This window comes from Holdemanella porci, assembly GCF_009696075.1.
Lineage (GTDB): Bacteria > Bacillota_I > Bacilli_A > Erysipelotrichales > Erysipelotrichaceae > Holdemanella > Holdemanella porci.
On record NZ_VUMR01000044.1, the window covers coordinates 1 to 17,850 of the forward strand.

General features: G+C 35.8%; 19 protein-coding genes, 1 pseudogene, 1 riboswitch and 1 other annotated feature. Of the genes and pseudogenes, 2 read left to right on the forward strand and 18 right to left on the reverse strand.

Annotated elements, in window-relative coordinates; all coding sequences use genetic code 11:
• Positions 1–703: 703 nt before the first annotated feature.
• The 7 genes and pseudogenes from FYJ55_RS11480 to rpsL form a co-directional block, all read right to left on the reverse strand.
• Positions 704–1,192, reverse strand: a pseudogene (locus FYJ55_RS11480) (PLP-dependent transferase).
• Positions 1,176–1,352 carry a hypothetical protein gene (locus tag FYJ55_RS11410; RefSeq protein ID WP_326831855.1) on the reverse strand — a complete coding sequence of 59 codons (177 nt, stop codon included), beginning with the start codon at positions 1,350–1,352 and terminating at the stop codon, positions 1,176–1,178. Before FYJ55_RS11410 ends, FYJ55_RS11480 begins: the two are co-directional and overlap by 17 nt.
• A gap of 27 nt (positions 1,353–1,379) precedes the next feature.
• Positions 1,380–1,901 carry an aminotransferase class I/II-fold pyridoxal phosphate-dependent enzyme gene (locus tag FYJ55_RS11325; RefSeq protein WP_326831856.1) on the reverse strand — a complete coding sequence of 174 codons (522 nt, stop codon included), beginning with the start codon at positions 1,899–1,901 and terminating at the stop codon, positions 1,380–1,382.
• Between the two features lie 269 nt (positions 1,902–2,170).
• Positions 2,171–3,355: an elongation factor Tu gene (gene tuf / locus FYJ55_RS07865; RefSeq protein ID WP_154556365.1), complete on the reverse strand. Its 1,185-nt coding sequence runs from the start codon at positions 3,353–3,355 to the stop codon at positions 2,171–2,173.
• Positions 3,356–3,427: 72 nt separating this feature from the next.
• On the reverse strand, positions 3,428–5,524 hold the full coding sequence (gene fusA / locus FYJ55_RS07870) for an elongation factor G (protein ID WP_154556366.1): 2,097 nt from the start codon (positions 5,522–5,524) through the stop codon (positions 3,428–3,430).
• Between the two features lie 18 nt (positions 5,525–5,542).
• Positions 5,543–6,013: a 30S ribosomal protein S7 gene (gene rpsG, locus FYJ55_RS07875; protein ID WP_003866299.1), complete on the reverse strand. Its 471-nt coding sequence runs from the start codon at positions 6,011–6,013 to the stop codon at positions 5,543–5,545.
• A gap of 25 nt (positions 6,014–6,038) precedes the next feature.
• Positions 6,039–6,452: a 30S ribosomal protein S12 gene (gene rpsL, locus FYJ55_RS07880; RefSeq protein ID WP_154556367.1), complete on the reverse strand. Its 414-nt coding sequence runs from the start codon at positions 6,450–6,452 to the stop codon at positions 6,039–6,041.
• A 223-nt stretch (positions 6,453–6,675) separates the two neighbouring features.
• Between rpsL and FYJ55_RS07885 the strand changes: the two genes are divergently transcribed.
• On the forward strand, positions 6,676–7,479 hold the full coding sequence (locus tag FYJ55_RS07885; protein WP_154556368.1) for an HAD family hydrolase: 804 nt from the start codon (positions 6,676–6,678) through the stop codon (positions 7,477–7,479).
• 142 nt (positions 7,480–7,621) lie between these two features.
• Here FYJ55_RS07885 and rplL read toward each other — a convergent pair whose 3' ends face one another.
• The 6 genes from rplL to FYJ55_RS07915 all read right to left on the reverse strand — a co-directional run bounded on the left by rplL (position 7,622) and on the right by FYJ55_RS07915 (position 11,097).
• Positions 7,622–7,990, reverse strand: coding sequence for a 50S ribosomal protein L7/L12 (gene rplL, locus FYJ55_RS07890; protein WP_117995840.1), 369 nt, complete (start codon positions 7,988–7,990; stop codon positions 7,622–7,624).
• A gap of 22 nt (positions 7,991–8,012) precedes the next feature.
• On the reverse strand, positions 8,013–8,552 hold the full coding sequence (rplJ, locus tag FYJ55_RS07895) for a 50S ribosomal protein L10 (RefSeq protein WP_117573312.1): 540 nt from the start codon (positions 8,550–8,552) through the stop codon (positions 8,013–8,015).
• A 32-nt stretch (positions 8,553–8,584) separates the two neighbouring features.
• Positions 8,585–8,704: a sequence feature (ribosomal protein L10 leader region), on the reverse strand.
• A gap of 30 nt (positions 8,705–8,734) precedes the next feature.
• The gene (rplA, locus tag FYJ55_RS07900; protein ID WP_154556369.1) at positions 8,735–9,421 is read right to left on the reverse strand and encodes a 50S ribosomal protein L1; all 687 of its coding nucleotides are present in this window, start codon (positions 9,419–9,421) and stop codon (positions 8,735–8,737) included.
• A 14-nt stretch (positions 9,422–9,435) separates the two neighbouring features.
• On the reverse strand, positions 9,436–9,855 hold the full coding sequence (rplK, locus tag FYJ55_RS07905; protein ID WP_003866292.1) for a 50S ribosomal protein L11: 420 nt from the start codon (positions 9,853–9,855) through the stop codon (positions 9,436–9,438).
• 142 nt (positions 9,856–9,997) lie between these two features.
• Positions 9,998–10,726: a hypothetical protein gene (locus FYJ55_RS07910; protein WP_154556370.1), complete on the reverse strand. Its 729-nt coding sequence runs from the start codon at positions 10,724–10,726 to the stop codon at positions 9,998–10,000.
• A gap of 2 nt (positions 10,727–10,728) precedes the next feature.
• Positions 10,729–11,097 carry a helix-turn-helix domain-containing protein gene (locus tag FYJ55_RS07915; protein ID WP_154556371.1) on the reverse strand — a complete coding sequence of 123 codons (369 nt, stop codon included), beginning with the start codon at positions 11,095–11,097 and terminating at the stop codon, positions 10,729–10,731.
• 184 nt (positions 11,098–11,281) lie between these two features.
• On the opposite strand from FYJ55_RS07915, the gene FYJ55_RS07920 reads away from it, so the two are divergent.
• Complete coding sequence (locus tag FYJ55_RS07920; protein ID WP_154556372.1) at positions 11,282–12,094, forward strand: choline kinase family protein; 813 nt, start codon at positions 11,282–11,284, stop codon at positions 12,092–12,094.
• Here FYJ55_RS07920 and FYJ55_RS07925 read toward each other — a convergent pair.
• The 5 genes from FYJ55_RS07925 to FYJ55_RS07945 form a co-directional block, all read right to left on the reverse strand.
• Complete coding sequence (locus FYJ55_RS07925) at positions 12,091–12,630, reverse strand: nucleotidyltransferase family protein (protein WP_154556373.1); 540 nt, start codon at positions 12,628–12,630, stop codon at positions 12,091–12,093. The two genes, FYJ55_RS07920 and FYJ55_RS07925, sit on opposite strands and share 4 nt — an antisense overlap.
• Complete coding sequence (locus FYJ55_RS07930) at positions 12,623–14,899, reverse strand: xanthine dehydrogenase family protein molybdopterin-binding subunit (protein WP_154556374.1); 2,277 nt, start codon at positions 14,897–14,899, stop codon at positions 12,623–12,625. The genes FYJ55_RS07925 and FYJ55_RS07930 overlap by 8 nt, the downstream gene beginning before the upstream one ends.
• Positions 14,892–15,353: a (2Fe-2S)-binding protein gene (locus tag FYJ55_RS07935; RefSeq protein ID WP_154556375.1), complete on the reverse strand. Its 462-nt coding sequence runs from the start codon at positions 15,351–15,353 to the stop codon at positions 14,892–14,894. The genes FYJ55_RS07930 and FYJ55_RS07935 overlap by 8 nt, the downstream gene beginning before the upstream one ends.
• Positions 15,343–16,080, reverse strand: a complete 738-nt coding sequence (locus FYJ55_RS07940; protein WP_154556376.1) for an FAD binding domain-containing protein — start codon at positions 16,078–16,080, stop codon at positions 15,343–15,345. The genes FYJ55_RS07935 and FYJ55_RS07940 overlap by 11 nt, the downstream gene beginning before the upstream one ends.
• Positions 16,081–16,170: 90 nt before the next feature.
• On the reverse strand, positions 16,171–17,478 hold the full coding sequence (locus FYJ55_RS07945) for a uracil-xanthine permease family protein (protein WP_154556377.1): 1,308 nt from the start codon (positions 17,476–17,478) through the stop codon (positions 16,171–16,173).
• Between the two features lie 57 nt (positions 17,479–17,535).
• A riboswitch (purine riboswitch) is annotated at positions 17,536–17,637 on the reverse strand.
• Between the last annotated feature and the right edge of the window lie 213 nt (positions 17,638–17,850).

Consider the following 17,850-nt stretch of genomic DNA (forward strand, 5'->3'; position numbering starts at 1 on the left):
TGTCTCTGACATCTTTATTTCAATTCTTTGTTTGTTTCGAAATTGACGTTTTAGTTTGTATTTCTATTTCCTGTTCAGTTTTCAAAGATCATCTGCACCTCAGCAGTGCTCATCTATATTACCAAATACTTTTCACTTCGTCAAATGTTTTTTTATTTTTTTCATATTTTTTACTGTATACGTTTTCATCGTTTTTTAAAGAAGACTGGTAGATGTCGTTTATAAATCACTAGTTTAATCTTCAATCTATGCTTCAAAAACATGATGAAATATTGCTATTACCTTACTAATACCAACAATTAGATGAGCAATAAATGTCTCAATATTAAACTTTATTGCAATCACAACAAATCAGATATAATTTTGTTATTTTTTTAATTGTACATGAATCGCTAGTTGTACAACTACAAATATAGCGTATACCAGAAAAGTTAAATTGATAAATTTAATCCTGTAATCTGTGCAATACTATAGGGTACTGATATTATTGGGGATACGCCTAGATTTGCCAGTGTGTTCAAAGTCAACCCTAACGCTAACACAACCATCCCTATTTTATACACTAAAAAACGTAATTTTTCTGTTCACTCATGCACTCCTTTCAAACACTAGAATAATTCTACCAAAAAATAAATTCACTTTATTAGCACGTTTATAAATTATTCTAGCATAATAAAAAGCTAGATTTCTGGGTTTTTACTAATTATGCGATAGCTTTAAATGCTTCATTCAAATCTTGAATAATATCATCAGTGTTTTCACAACCAATACTTAAACGCATTGTATTCGGACGAAAGCCCTGATCTAGTAACTCTTATTCAGTACATTGTGAATGTGTTGTTACCGGATGAATCACTAACGATTTAACATCCGCAACATTCGCCAATAAGGAGAAAAATTCTAGATTATCTATAAAAATCTTAAGCTTTTTGTGCATCCCCTTAATGTCAAACGTCGAACCTCCTCCATTAGAAAAATACTTTTTATACAACTCTTGTTGTTTAGAATCTGTAGAGACGCTAGGATGAGACACGCTTTCTACTCGAGGATGATTATTCAAATATTCGACGACTTTTAGTGTGTTATAAGTATGACGCTCTACACGCAAGGATAATGTTTCTTCCCTTGTAAGAATAAGAATGCATTGAAAGGAGAAACTGTAGCTCCTGTGTCTTTTAAAAGAATTGCACACACCTTAGTGACGAATGCTTATCTCCACATGCTTGTGTAAAACTAATGCCATGATAGCTTGGATTTGGCTTTGTCAGTGAATCGAATTTTCCACTAGATTCCCAATCAAAATTTCCTCCGTCAACGATTACGCCACCAATACTAGTTCCGTGACCACCCATAAATTTTTTCGCTGAATGAACAACAATCTAAGCACCATATTCGATTGGTCTTACTAAATATGGCGTGGCGAATGTATCGTCAACTACTAATGGAATTTTATGTTTATGGACAATCTTTGCGACTGATTCGATATCTACTACATCAGAATTCGGATTTCCTAAAGTTTCAATATACAAAGCTTTTGTTTTTTCATTAATAGCACTTACAACTTCTTCTTCATTAAAAATATCTACAAAGTTTGTTTCAATCCCATATTGAGGTAAAGTATGTTCAAATAAATTAAATGAGCCGCCATATACATTTTTGGCTGAAACAATATTGTCGCTATTTTGAGCTAAATTTAATATTGTATATGTAACAGCCGCTGCACCAGATGCTACGGCTAACGCAGCTACATCACCTTCAAGAGCCGCTATACGCTTTTCAAATACATCCTCAGTTGGATTCGTTAAACGTCCATAAATATTTCCTGCATCACTCAATTCAAAACGTGCTGCTGCATGATCACAATTTCTGAACACATTAGATAATGTTTGATATGATGGCACTACACGACGTCAGTTGTTGGATCTGCTTATTCTTGTCCAACATGAAGTTGTAATGTATCGAATTTAAAATTTCGTTTTTCTCTAGTTATTTTTGTCATAATCATTCTCCTTAATTCATATTATTCTTATATGTTTTGTATGATAAAACAAAATAATTATAACATCAACGATAAATGCAATTATTTACATTGCATTTACATTTCTTTCATTTTGAAATAAAAAAAGACCGATACAAAAATTGTATCAGTCCTTTGTTTTTATAAGTTTAATTAAGCGTCAATTTCAGTAACGTTACCAGCACCTACAGTGTGTCCACCTTCACGGATAGAGAACTTAGTACCAGTTTCGATAGCGATTGGGGCGATCAATTCAACGTTCATAACAACGTTGTCACCAGGCATTACCATGTCAGTTCCTTCTGGTAATGTGATTACACCTGTAACGTCAGTTGTACGGAAGTAGAATTGAGGACGGTAGTTAGAAACGAATGGAGTGTGACGTCCACCTTCTTCTTTTGTTAAAACATAAACTTGTGCTTTAAATTTAGTGTGAGGGTGTACACTTCCAGGTTTAGCTAATACTTGTCCACGTTGGATTTGGTCACGTGCAATACCACGTAACAATGCACCAATGTTGTCACCTGCTTCAGCAACGTCTAATTGTTTGTGGAACATTTCCAAACCAGTTAATACTGTTTTTTGAGTGTCTTTGATACCAACGATTTCAACTTCGTCGTTTAAGTGAGCTTGACCACGTTCAACACGTCCTGTAGCTACTGTACCACGACCAGAAATTGTCATAACGTCTTCGACTGCCATCAAGAATGGTTTATCCATTTCACGAGCTGGATCTGGAATCCAAGTATCAACAGCATTCATCAATTCGTAGATTGATTCTTCGTATTTAGGATCTCCTTCAAGAGCTTTTAAAGCTGATCCACGGATAACTGGAGTTTCGTCTCCGTCGAATCCGTATTCGTTTAATAATTCACGAACTTCCATTTCTACTAAGTCGATTAATTCTTCATCATCAACCATATCGCATTTGTTTAAGTAAATAACGATATATTTAACACCTACCTGACGTGCTAACAAGATGTGTTCACGTGTTTGAGGCATAGGTCCATCAGATGCAGCAACTACTAAGATAGCTCCGTCCATCTGAGCAGCACCAGTGATCATGTTTTTTACATAATCAGCGTGGCCTGGACAGTCAACGTGTGCATAGTGACGTTTTTCTGTTTGGTATTCAACGTGTGCAGTGTTGATAGTGATTCCACGTTCTTTTTCTTCTGGAGCACCATCGATTTGGTCATAAGCTTCAGCTTTAGCCATACCTTTTTTAGCTAATACTGTTGTAATAGCTGCTGTTAATGTTGTTTTACCGTGGTCAACGTGACCGATAGTACCAATATTAACGTGAGTTTTACTTCTGTCAAATTTTTCCTTAGCCATTTATAATTTCCTCCTAAATGCTAACATATTTCATACAATAAATATTGTATTTCAGAACCAAACGAAAATCAACTAGTTTTCGTTTGAATTCTCTTTAATAATTTTTTCTGCAATACTCTTTGGAACTTCTGAGTAGTGGTCGAACTTCATAGAGTAGTTTCCACGTCCCTGAGTAAAGCTACGTAAGTCTGTAACATATCCGAACATTTCTGATAATGGAACATGTGCACGAACGATAATGGCATTTCCACGTTCTTCCTGTTCAGTGATTTGTCCACGACGACTTGAAATGTCACCCATAACGCTACCTAAGTATTCACTTGGTGCAGTTACTTCTACGAACATGATTGGTTCTAGAATAGCAGGCTTACATTTCTTTCCGGCTTCTTTCAATGCCATACTAGCGGCAATCTTATAAGCCATTTCACTAGAGTCGACATCGTGATATGATCCATCAAATAATGTAGCTTTGATATCGATTACTGGATAACCTGCAATCATACCATTTTCCAATGCTGCTTCCAAACCTTCTTGAGTTGGTTTGATATATTCTCTAGGTACGCTACCACCAACGATAGCATCAACGAATTCAAATCCTTTTCCTTCGTTTGGTTCGAATTTGATCCATACGTGACCATATTGTCCACGACCACCTGACTGACGGATATATTTTCCTTCACAATCAGCAGTCTGACGAATTGTTTCACGGTAAGCAACTTGTGGTTGTCCAACATTTGCTTCAACTTTAAATTCGCGACGTAAACGGTCAACAATGATATCCAAGTGAAGTTCACCTACACCGGCAATAATTGTTTGTCCTGTTTCTTCGTTTGTATATGTTTTGAAAGTAGGGTCTTCTTCTGCAAGTTTTGCAAGAGCCAATCCCATTTTGTCTTGGTCAGCTTTAGTTTTTGGTTCCAAAGACAATTCGATTACTGGTTCAGGGAATTCCATAGATTCAAGGATGATTGGGTGATCTTCATCACACAATGTATCACCTGTTGTAGTAACCTTTAAACCAACAGCAGCAGCGATATCACCTGAATAAACTTCAGTGATTTCTTTACGTGCATTGGCGTGCATCTGAACGATACGTCCGAAACGTTCTTTTTTATCTTTAGTTGAGTTTAATACATAGCTTCCTGCTGTAGCAGTACCTGAATAAACACGGAAGAAAGATAATTTTCCAACGAATGGGTCTGTAGCGATTTTAAATGCTAATGCTGAGAATGGTTGATCATCACCAGGGTGACGAACATCTGGTTCTCCATCTAATGTAGTACCTTTAATTGAAGGTACATCTAATGGACTTGGTAAGTAATCTACTACTGCATCCAATACTAATTGAACACCTTTGTTTTTATATGCAGATCCACATAATACTGGGAAGAAGTCACCATTACATACAGCAATACGTAATACACGTTTGATTTCTTCGATTGAAGGTTCTTCACCTTCTAATACTTGCATCATAAAATCTTCATCATAATCTGCTAAATAATCTAATAATTTAGCACGGTATTCTTCCATAAGATCTACCATATCTTCTGGAACTGGGATTTCAGTGATTACACGACCATAATCTCCACTAAATTCGTAAGCTTTTCTCTTGATGATATCAATGATAGCTTCGAAGTCTGATTCAGCACCGATTGGTAACTGAATTGGACAAGATTTAGCTCCTAAACGATCGATGATTGTATTGCATGACATTAAGAAGTCTGCACCTGTAGCATCCATTTTGTTACAGAATACAATACGTGGAACGTTATATTCAGTAGCTTGACGCCAAACTGTTTCAGTTTGAGGTTCTACACCTGCTTTGGCATCTAATACTGTTACGGCACCATCTAATACACGTAAACTACGTTCAACTTCTACTGTGAAATCTACGTGACCTGGTGTATCGATGATATTGATACGGCATTCTTTACCAGTTCCGTCTGTCTTTTTCCAGTGAGCTGTTGTAGCAGCAGAAGTGATAGTGATACCACGTTCTTGTTCTTGCTCCATCCAGTCCATTGTACTAGCTCCATCGTGTGTTTCACCAATCTTGTGGTTTACACCAGAGTAGTAAAGAATACGTTCTGTTGTTGTTGTTTTTCCGGCATCGATGTGAGCCATGATACCGATGTTACGAGTTTCGTGTAAAGCATATTCTCTAGCCATATTTCTTTACTCCTTCTCTTACCAACGGTAGTGAGCATAAGCCTTGTTAGCTTCTGCCATTTTGTGAGTGTCTTCACGTTTTTTAACACTGGCGCCAGTTCCATTAGAAGCATCGATAATTTCAGCTGCTAATCTCTGTTCCATTGTTTTTTCGTTACGTAAACGTGCGTAGTTTACGATCCAACGAAGTCCTAAAGTCAAACGACGTTCGTCGCTTACTTCAACTGGTACTTGGTAGTTGGCTCCACCTACACGTCTAACTTTCAATTCCAATTGAGGCATAACGTTTTCTAAAGCTTGTTCGAAAACCTCCATTGGTGCTTTTCCTGTTTTTACTTCTACGATTTCAAACGCGTTGTACAAAATAGTTTGTGCAACCCCTTTTTTACCATCAATCATGATTTTGTTGATCAAACGAGTAACCAACTTAGAGTTATAAATTGGGTCGACTAGTACGTCACGTTTCGCAATGTGTCCTTTTCTAGGCATCTAATTTCCTCCTTTCACGATTGATCTATTTCTTAGGTCTTTTTGTTCCGTATAATGAGCGAGATTGTTTACGGTCATTTACACCAGCACAGTCCAAAGTGCCACGAATGATGTGGTAACGAACACCTGGTAAGTCTTTAACACGTCCACCACGAATCAATACAACACTGTGTTCCTGTAAGTTGTGTCCGATACCTGGAATGTAAGCTGTAACTTCCATACCATTACTTAAACGAACACGCGCATATTTACGAAGTGCTGAGTTTGGTTTCTTAGGTGTCATAGTACCAACACGAGTACAAACTCCACGTTTTTGTGGACTTGATTGGTTTGTTGGTTTAGACTGCAATGAGTTGTAACCACGGTTCAAAGCTGGAGACTTTGAAACGTTTTGACTGGCCTTACGACCTTTACGAATCAACTGGTTAATTGTAGGCATAAGATCCTCCTTTCAAAATTTTCAATTTCCAAGCAAACGAAGCCAGGTGGGTCTTGCCCATCCATTAAATATAGGCTCTTTTCAGAACCTATTTTCGCATGCAATACTAGAATATAGTATTTGGGATGATTTGTCAATTCTTTTTTGTTTATTTTTTATAAAAAATTCTTTACGCATTCCCCCTTCATTAAAGTATAATATAGACAAGAATAGAGGTATGTTTATGAAACACAAAATTGTATTTTTCGACATGGACGGAACACTTTACCAAACCGAAAATGACGTTATTCAAGAAAGCGCATTAGACGCTATACAGACACTAAAAGATAAAGGGTATATTGTCTGTGCGGCAACTGGCCGTCCCTTAAATCAAATGAAACTTATATTACAACGCGTTCAATTTGATTATTATGTATTGATCAACGGAAGCTACATTCTAGACAAAGATTTTCAAGAAATTGGAAGCTATCCAATCTTACAAGATAATGTGAATGACTTAGTCAATTTCAGCAAAAAACATGAAACAGGTCTGATGTTTCACTTTGGAGATGCCACATACATTTACAACAATTTTTACCCAATGTATGACTTTTGTAAATACTGTAACGTACTAGATTCACTATTCTATGATCCTAGTCAGTCGTATCATTTAAGACACAAAGCCTTTAATGCCGTAGTTCTTACTAAAGATAAAAAATTAGTTGACCAATTTATGGAAACTCACCCAAATCTAAGAAACGATTTAATTAACGTTAAAACCGATGGATTCTGCTTCGATATCTTCAATGCAGATAATGATAAATCAAAAGGCATTGAAATGATTCTTGAAAAAACAGGATTCACATGGAAAGATACCATCTGTTTTGGAGATAGCACAAACGATATCCATATGTTAAAAAAAGCAGATATTGGTGTTGCGATGGGAAATGCGAGTGATTTTGTAAAAAGCTATGCTAATTTTGCCACAACATCTACATACGATAATGGAATCTATAATGCAGTCAAAAAAATATTAAAAGACGAATAAACATATATAAAAGACATCATCGCAATTAGAATGATGTCTTTTTTAGTATCATAATTGTATCATTTAAATCCATACTCATTAAATGAATAGAAAAAAAGCCTTTATCTAAGGACAAAGGCTTTAATTACTTATTAAGCTTAAATTACTTAATTTCTACAGTAGCTCCAGCAGCAACTAATTTTTCTTTAATTGATTCTGCTTCTTCTGGAGATACGTTTTCTTTAATAGCAGCTGGAACACCATCTACTAATTTCTTAGCGTCAACTAATCCTAAACCAGTAATTTCACGTACGGCTTTGATTACAGCAACTTTTGTTCCACCAACATTTGTTAATGTAACAGTTACTTCGCTAGGTCCTGCAGCTTCTTCAGCAGCAGCAGCTGGAGCAGCAACAGCAGCAGCAGCTACTACACCAAATTTTTCTTCGATTGCACTTACTAAGTCGTTTAATTCTAAAATTGTTGCTTCTTCTAAATAAGAAAGAATTTCTTCTTGAGTTAATTTAGCCATTTTATTTTCCTCCTATAATTAATTACGCAGCAGCTTCTTCTGTAGCTGGTGCTTCTTCTGTTTTTACAGATCCGTTTTCTTTAGCTTCTGCCAATGCTTTAACAGTCATAGCAAATTTGATAACTGGAGCATTTAAGCAAGATGCGAATTTAGCCAACATACCTTCTTTGTTAGGTAATGCAGACAATTTTTGGATAGTAGCTTCGTCTACCATAGCTCCATCCACGATACCAGTTTTTAATACCAATGCTTCATGTTTTTTAGCGAATTTAGCTAATACACGAGCAGGAGCAACTGGATCTTTACCAAATGCCAATGCGTTAGGTCCAACTAAAGTTTTTGCGAAATCTTCGTGGCCTAATTTTTCAGCAGCACGACGAGCAATTGCGTTACGGTAAACTTTGAATTCAACGTCTTCTTCACGCAAAGCACGACGAAGTTCTGTTACTTCCTTTACTGATAATCCACGGTATTCTACTAATACAACACTACTAGCAGCTTCCATTTTTTCAGATAAGGCGATAACGTCAGCTTCCTTTTGTGCTAGGATGTCTTTGTTCATTCAATCCACCTCTTCTTTCATCTATTGTAACAATATTCAAAAGAAAAGCCCGCATCAAAGACGGGCTAATTGTGCAAATTCAATGCATCATACCCTCGGTAACATTATTAAGCATATGCCGTTACTGTCTTTGGAATATTGATAACAATCTGTAGTTTAATTTATTTTACTAGATTTGTCAATTACTTAACGATTTCAACGTGGATTCCAGGACCCATAGTTGTTGAAACAACTAAGTTTTTCATGTATGCACCTTTTACAGTTGCAGGACGAGCCTTAGCAATTGTGTTGAAGATTGCATTGAAGTTTTCAACTAATGCTTCATCAGTAAAACTTGTTTTACCGATAGCTAAGTTGACGTTTCCTTCTTTGTCTACACGGTAAGTAACTTTACCTTTTTTGATTTCATCAACAGCCTTAGCAACATCCATTGTTACTGTACCAGTCTTAGGGTTTGGCATTAATCCTTTAGGACCTAAAACACGCCCTAAACGTCCTAATTGACCCATCATATCTGGAGTAGCTACTAATACATCAAAATCGAACCAACCTTTAGAGATTTTTTCGATAATATCTGCACCACCAACGAAATCAGCACCAGCAGCCTGAGCTTCTTTTTCTTTTTCGCCTTGTGCAACTACACAAACGCGTTGTGTTTTACCTGTTCCATTAGGTAATACCATTGCACCACGAATTTGTTGATCAGCGTGACGAGGGTCTACGTTTAAACGGAAACTTACTTCAACACTTGCGTCGAATTTTGTTTTACTAGTTTCTTTAGCTAATTTAACAGCTTCTTCAATTGAATAAGTTTTTGAACGATCAACCAATTTAGCTGCTTCAGCATATCTCTTACTTACTTTTGCCATTATTGATGTTCCTCCTATTCAAATCCTTCAACCTTGATACCCATGTTACGTGCAGTACCAGCAACAATACGCATTGCAGCTTCTACATCATTGGCATTCAAGTCTGGCATTTTGTACTCAGCAATTTCTTTTAATTGATCAACTGTAATTGTACCAGCAACTACTTTTTGATCTCCACTTGCTTTTTGTACGTTTGCTGCTTTTTTCAATAAATTAGCAGCAGGTGTTGTTTTCAATACGAAATCAAAACTCTTATCTTCATAAGCAGTAATGACAACTGGAACAATATCACCTTTACGATCTTTTGTTGCATCATTGAAAGCTGTACAGAACTGAGGCATGTTGATACCAGCACTTGCTAATGCTGGACCTGGTTTAGCTCCACCAGCTTGGAACTGCAACTTACAAACTTTTGTAACTTTTTTCTTGCTCATAAGACGTTCCTCCTATATTTTGTCCTATGCTGTGGTAATACGAACAGTTACGCATTCTCCCACGCATGCCCATTTACTATACACCACTATAATCTGTGATGCAAGCCCATTTTAAAAAATTAGAGAAAATCATTGATTCTCTCTAATCATTCACATCCTCCTTCATACGAAGAATTGATTTTTTAAACTTATCCATCTTCTTCTGCGCTCTTTCATCATCATGATCATATACTTCACTTTTCAAATCATATTGAAAATCATAAATATCAGAACGAGTATCATACCATATATCATAAGCATCACTTCTTGCATCATACCAATCATCGTACGCGTCTGAACGTGCATCATACCATTCCTCATAATCAACAACATCATACGCGGCCTTAATTATTCCATCATAATAGATATCATACATATCTTTTAGTGTCTTATCATATATATCATACATAGCCTTAGCCGCATCTTCATATATATATTCATAGATTCCGCTCAAATCTTTGTATTTCACTTTATATGATACATCCTCATTCATAATCAATTCAGCATACTTATAAGCATATTCTCTTAATCGTATCGACAACATTTCTGTCTGTTTTAAAGCATCATCATAATACGCTTTTACCTTATCTACATTTTTCGTATATACATCAAAATCTGTTATTTCTTCACTCAAAGCATCCCTTTCACTCTCTAACTTTGCCTTTATGTCCTCAACATCCTTGATTGCCATTTCCTCTATTTCATCTATCGTAGCAGCAGATACCTCAATTACATTCACATTCACTTTTCGTTCTGAATCATTTTTGGCAACAAGTGTACTTGTACAACCGCTAAGAATCAAGCACAACCCTAAACACACTAACTTTTTCATTATTATTCACTCTTCTTTCCGAACTCATCAATTACATCTTCTAAACAACAAGGTAACTTTCCAGTTATCTGAACTATATTCAATAAATCTTTTTTGCTTTGTAAATCCTCACATTTCTTATCCAACTCACCCAACTTTCTTTGGCTCAGTTCCTTTAAATTTCCCTCACTCAAAATTTCTTTAACTTCATCCAAACTAAACCCTAAACTCACCAACATTCTTATATCCCATAATTGTCTCAATCCTTCTTCATCAAACTCTCGATCTTTTCCTTCTTCATTCTTTGAAATCACTCCCTTTTTTTCATATCTACGAATCATATTTCTTGTAATTCCCATATGTTCTTCGATCCACTTCACCTTATACTTCATTGCACAATACTCCTTTTTCAATTTACAGCTTTGTTCTTAGAACAACGCAAGCCAAAAAAGTTATTTCTTCGATTCTCCTTCCAAACTTTTTTTTGCCATAAGAGAGCTTGTAAATTTCGCGAATCAAAAAAAGCGGTACAACGACCGCATTGAGTTTAAAGAATAATAATGTTAATATATCCACATGAACTTAAATACATGGATAGAAGAAAAATTTAAAGCAACAAACTACACACTCGAAAAAACAGATAAAGGCATTAGTAACCACAACTATTTATTAACAATCAACGACAATAAATATATGGTACGCGTTCCAAAGAAGAATCATGAATCTCTTGGTTTGCAGCATGAACACGAAAAGGAAATTTTGCCACTTGTTTCTGATTTAGATGTACCTGTTATTTTTTTCGATGAAAAAACAGGTATCAAAGTAACAAATTATATTGAAGATGTAGATACATTTGATGAATGTAAAGACAAAGACAAATTCGCAAGATGTGCAAATTTAATGAAATCTCTTCATACTAAAAAAGCTCCTTTGTTTATTTTCAACCCTTTTGGAAAGATTGAATTCTACAAATCTCAAATCAAAGAACGTATCGTATCTTTTCCAAATGAAGAAAACTTTTTAGAAGCATTAAAAAAAGAATATAAACCAAACACACTATGCCATAACGACTTTGTGCAAGGAAATATTCTTTACAGTGATACAAAAGACTATTTGATTGACTATGAATATGCCGCAAAAAACGATTATCGCTTTGATATCGCCAGCTTCTTTTCAGAAAACAACATCCATTATATTGACCAAAGAGACCAGTTCTATCATGCCTATTTTGATGGAGACATCGACCCAATGATTGATGTTCAAGTGCAGGCATTTGAAAGAATGGAAGACATCCTTTGGGGATATTGGGCAAATATGCTTTATGAACAAAGAGGCGAACAAATCTATTTTGACATCGCAAAAGACAAAGAAAAACATTACAGAGGCTAAATAGCCTCTGTTTTTTCATCTATATCCATAAATTCTTCTTCCAATAAAGAAACCGTTAAATACGTATCATCACCAATGATTTGTTTTGCCCCTTTATCATTACACAATTGTTTTGCCTTATCATAATACCTTTTTGGGAGCAACATAGGATTACATATAATACCATTATACTCACAAATCACAATATGCTTTCCATCTTGAATGGAAACCATTTCCTTTAACGTATCCAATTTTAAATATGGCATATCCGCAACCATCAATATGCATGCATTATTTTGACAGGCACCCACACCTAGAGCAATTGAATGCCCTTGCCCATATTCAGGATGATCATTCATAACAACATGATAGCCTAATGACTCAGCCATTTCTTTTATCTCCATATATTGTGTGACTACTATCACATCTAAAAAAGCACTTGCCTTATCAAAAGCATATTCAACAAGTTTCTTACCATGAAATTCGTATAAAAGCTTATTTGAAACAAAACGCCTGGAAAAACCAGATGCTAAGATAATCAAAGAAATATTATTCATCTTCTTTTCCTAATAAAACTTTTTCAGCTGTAATAGGCAAAGTACGAACTTGCACTCCCGTCGCATGTTTTATAGCACTAGCAATTGCACTTGTTGGCGTATTAATAACAACTTCACCAATGGATTTTGCGCCAAAAGGACCATTGTCTTCATAGCTGCTTTCAAACTCAACACGAACACTTGGAACATCTACCCTTGTTGGCAACTTATACTGCAAGAAGTTACGATTACGCATCTTACCCTCATTTGAGTACGTGATATCCTCACTTAGAGCCATACCAATACCTTGTACAATACCACCTTCAGCTTGTACTCTGGCAAGATTTGGATTGATAACTGTACCACAATCAACAACAGATACATAATCATGAACTTTGATTTCACCCGTTAGCTTATCTACATCCACTTCGGCAATACCAACCATAAATGGAGGTGGGCTAGTAGGCGACATGTGGGAGTCACTGGCAATCAATGCTTTTGCGATACCACCATTGAAACATGCATCCGCAAAATCTGCTAAACTCATTTCATGCGTATGATCTAATGTATAGATTTTCTTACCATCAAATTCAATATCTTCTTTATCCACATCAAAGAATCCGGCTGCCGCTTCTAAAATAGAATTTCTTAACTTTTCACAAGCCTTTACTACAGCCGTACCCGTTACATACGTTGTACTTGAAGCATAAGAACCCGTATCATAAGGTGCATGATCTGTATCCAACGAACTAGTGACAACTTGATCTACATCACAATCCATACATTCCGCAACCATTTGAGCAAGAATCGTATCACATCCTGTACCCATATCTGTAGCACCGATACTTAATGTATAGAAACCATCATCTTGTAGTTTAATTTCAACAGAACCTACATCAAGACACGAAATACCACTACCTTGCATAGATAAAGAAACACCTAAACCACGAACAAAATCACCCATATCACGTCTTAAAGGTTTATTCTTGTAGTCAATCATTTCCATCGCTTTTTCTAAACAACGATCCAACGCACACGCATTCAATTCTTCATTATAATATTGCGATAACACTTCATTTTCACGTGTCATATTTTTAAAACGGATTTCACAAGGATCCATATTCAATTCATCAGCCAATTCATTAATAATGGATTCAACCGCAAACTGACCTTGCGTAGCACCATACCCTCTATATGCACCAGCACGCATTGTATTTGTATAAACTACATCATATGTAAAACGACTGGCTTTAACATGGTTATATAAAGGCAAAGATTTATGTCCTGCCAAACCAATTGTAGTTGGACCATGCTCTCCATAAGCGCCTTGATTTGATAATGTATATAAATCTATAGCTTCAATCGTACCGTCTTTTTTAGCCCCAATACGAACATGCATCTTCATTTCATGTCTTGAGTTACTAGCCGCAAAAGTTTCTTCACGAGTATAAACAATCTTACTTGGCTTTTTAAGTTTCCATGTAACAAATGCCGTGAAGATTTCACAACAAGCCGTTTGTTTAGCACCAAATCCGCCACCAATTCTTGGCTTGATTACATTGATTTTTGACTTTGGAATTTCTAAAGCATTACTTAAAATTCTTCGAACATGGAAAGGAATCTGCGTGGAACTTACACAATTTAAACGACCATATGTATCAATGTAACAATATGAACGCATAGTTTCCATCATTGCCTGGGCATTGGCCTTTGTATGATAATCTCTTTCTAAGACCACTTCACAATCATTTAATACTGCATCCACATCACCAACAACACTTTCGCCACTGCTGACAATATTACGCTTTACGTCATTACCAATCTCACAAAGACACTTATAATCGTCTTCCTCATGAACCACAATTGCATTATCAATAGACTTTTCAAAATCTAACAACGGTTCTAATACTTCATAATCTACTTTGATAGCTTTCAAAGCACGATCTACACAATCCTCATTAGCTCCCGCAACAATTGCGACTTCATCACCTACATAACGAACTACATTTTCTAAGATTCTACGATCATATGGACTTGGTTCAGGATAAGATTGTCCTGCAAGAGTAAAACGAGAAGTTGGAACATCCTCATACGTATATACCGCTTCAATTCCAGGAATTCTTTTCGCAATGGAAGTATCAATACTTCTAATTTTTGCGTATGCATGTGGACTTCTTAAAAGCTTAACAATCAAACAATCCTTAGGTGCTAAATCATCACAATATACAGGTTGCCCTGTAACTAAAGCCATCGCATCTTTTTTGATGACACCTTTTCCTACACTATTCATGATTTTCACCTCGACTTAAATACGCCTTGATTGCACGCATCTGCGACATATATCCAGAGCAACGACATAAATTTCCAGCTAAATAAGCACGAATTTCATCATCACTTGGATTCACTAATTCTTTTTCCATTGCCAAAACATTCATAATAAATCCTGGCGAACAGAAACCACATTGTTCAGCGCCTTGTTTCGCCATAAACATACCGAATTCACCCGCTTCTTTTTGAAGTCCTTCAAGCGTCGTAATTTCATGACCATCACATCGAACTGTCAATGTACTACATGAAAGAATTGGCGTCCCATCTCTTAACACTGTACATAATCCACAGTTTGCGGTATCACAACCTCTTTTTACACTGTAACAACCATGATCTCTTAGCCAGTCAAGCAATAAAGTTTGTGGCTGTACATCATCCTGAATCAATTTTCCATTCACTTTAATTTTAACCAACATAAGACTCTACCTTTCTCAATAACTTCTGAGTTAATCCCTCAACAAGTTTTTCTCTATATTCCTTGCTTCCGCGCATATTGTCTGCACAATATACATCTAAATCAATATGATCTAAATCACAATTATAAACTTTCGCAATGGCTGGTCTTGCACCAAAACAGAATCGGTAGTGATCTGCATACTTTGTACAAGATGCATTTAAAACACTTAAATCCGTAGCACTCCTTCTTACAGAAACAAAGGCACTCGGCAAATTTGTCTTCTTCACATAAATATATTCCACAATATCCTTTTCATATGGAAGACTCACAAATTCTTCAAGTGAAATACGCCCATGTTTATGTGTTTGTACATCACACTCTAAACATAATAAGCTACAGATGACATCACTAAAACTAAAACGCGAATATATACTTCCTCCAACTGTTGCCAAGTTTCTTAATTGTACACCGACAATATCTTTTACTGCATCTCTAAATACATAACAAGTTGCCTTATTGAAAGCTTGATGCGTTTCTAATTGACGCAAAGTTACCATAGCACCGATTTTGAATTCTGTATCATCTTCTTCAATTTGATCCAAACCTAATTTGCTTAAATCAATAGCAGTCGATATCTGAATGTCTTCCATCTTCAACCAGATCATACCGCCTAGAATCATATTCTTTTTATTTTTCGTTAGTAGCGCATACGCCTCATCTAAAGATTCTGGCGATGCATAATTCATTATTCTTAAAATAATGGGTACGCTCTCTTTCTTTACTAAAATTTTAACACAAAAAAGAAAGTGTTAAACACAATGTTTAACACCGATTTGTTAGTCTTTTTTACCAGGCAAAATTAAATTTAATACGGTTGCGATCACAAACGTCATAATAATTCCGTTTTGTGCAAAAATATTTCCAATCCAACTTGGTAATTGTGCTAGAACTGTAGGTACTTGTCCAATACCAATTCCAAGACCAATTGCCAAGGCAATAATCAAAGTGTTTCTTTCATTGAATTCAACACGCATCAATGATTGAATACCATTTACCAAAATACTCGCAAACATAATAACGGCAGCTCCACCAAGTACAGATTGAGGCATAACTGCAAATAAAGCACTTAATTTTGGGCAGAAACCGCAAAGAATCAAGAAGATAGCTCCTGTCATAATTGTAAAACGGTTAACAACTTTAGTCACTGAAACCAAACCAACATTTTGAGAGAATGAAGTATTTGGCAAAACTCCAAACAATGAGGCAACAACAGAACCTAAACCATCCGCCAAAACGCCGCCTTGTAATTCTTCAGAAGTTGCTTCACGATCTAAACCACCATTTGTGATACCAGAAACATCTCCAACTGTTTCAACTGTTGTCGCAATAAACATAATTCCCATCGCAATAATTACTTCTAAGTTGAATTCCATTTTTACTGGCATAAATGTTGGAAGTGCAAGCCAAGAAGCTGTTTGAACTTGCGTAAAATCAACCATTCCTAACACAATAGCCAAGATATATCCAGCAATAATACCAATCAAAATCGAAGCATTATTCACAAAACCTTTAATTTGTTTGGCGATAATAATTACCAAAATAACAAATGTACCAACCAATAAATGTTTAGGATCCCCAAAATCAGCAGCACCACTACCTCCACCAAAATAATTGATACCAACAGGAAGTAATGATAAACCAATGGAAATGATAACTAAGCTAGTAACAACAGGTGGGAATAATTTTCTTAATGGTTTAATAAAGAAGCCTAAAACCATCTCAAATAACCCACCAATTAAACTTGCTCCCATCAATGCACCATAACCATATAAAGCTCCCATGGCTTTGGCAGTTCCAATAAATCCAGAACTTGTACCCATAACGATTGGAAGCTTCGCACCAATTTTACATACTGGATACAACTGAACTAAAGTAACAGTTCCTGCAATAAACATCGCATTTTGAATCAATGCAGATTTTAAATCCGGTGATAATCCAAGCATTCCTGCAATAATTAATAATAGACTGATGTTTCCTAGAAACATCGCCAATACGTGTTGAATACCTAAAGGCAATGCCTCTTTTAAAGGTACAACACCATCAAGTTCATATATCGAACCTTTTTTCACATCTTCTTTTCTCATTCTTTTCCTCCAAAAATAAAAAAGTCTCGTACAAAAACGAGAATCAACGCGACACAATAAAAAAATAGGTTGATTCATAGTCCCTGAATTTACGGTTTAGGGGTAGAAACATCGACACCGTATTAGTCGATATATACGAAACACGTTAGGATTATATCATTAATTAAACAAAAAAAATAGGACAAACCGTCCTATTTCAGACTGTTGACAAAGTGACTGTCGACAGTCTTTTTAAAATCTGATAGAATATCTGTGGCAGAAACGTACTTCATAAACCCAAAAATAGTCGACGTTTCTGCCATTTATTATGCCAAAAATGATATAATTATAGAGGGTTTATGGAGGATATCACAATGGCTATGACTAACAGAA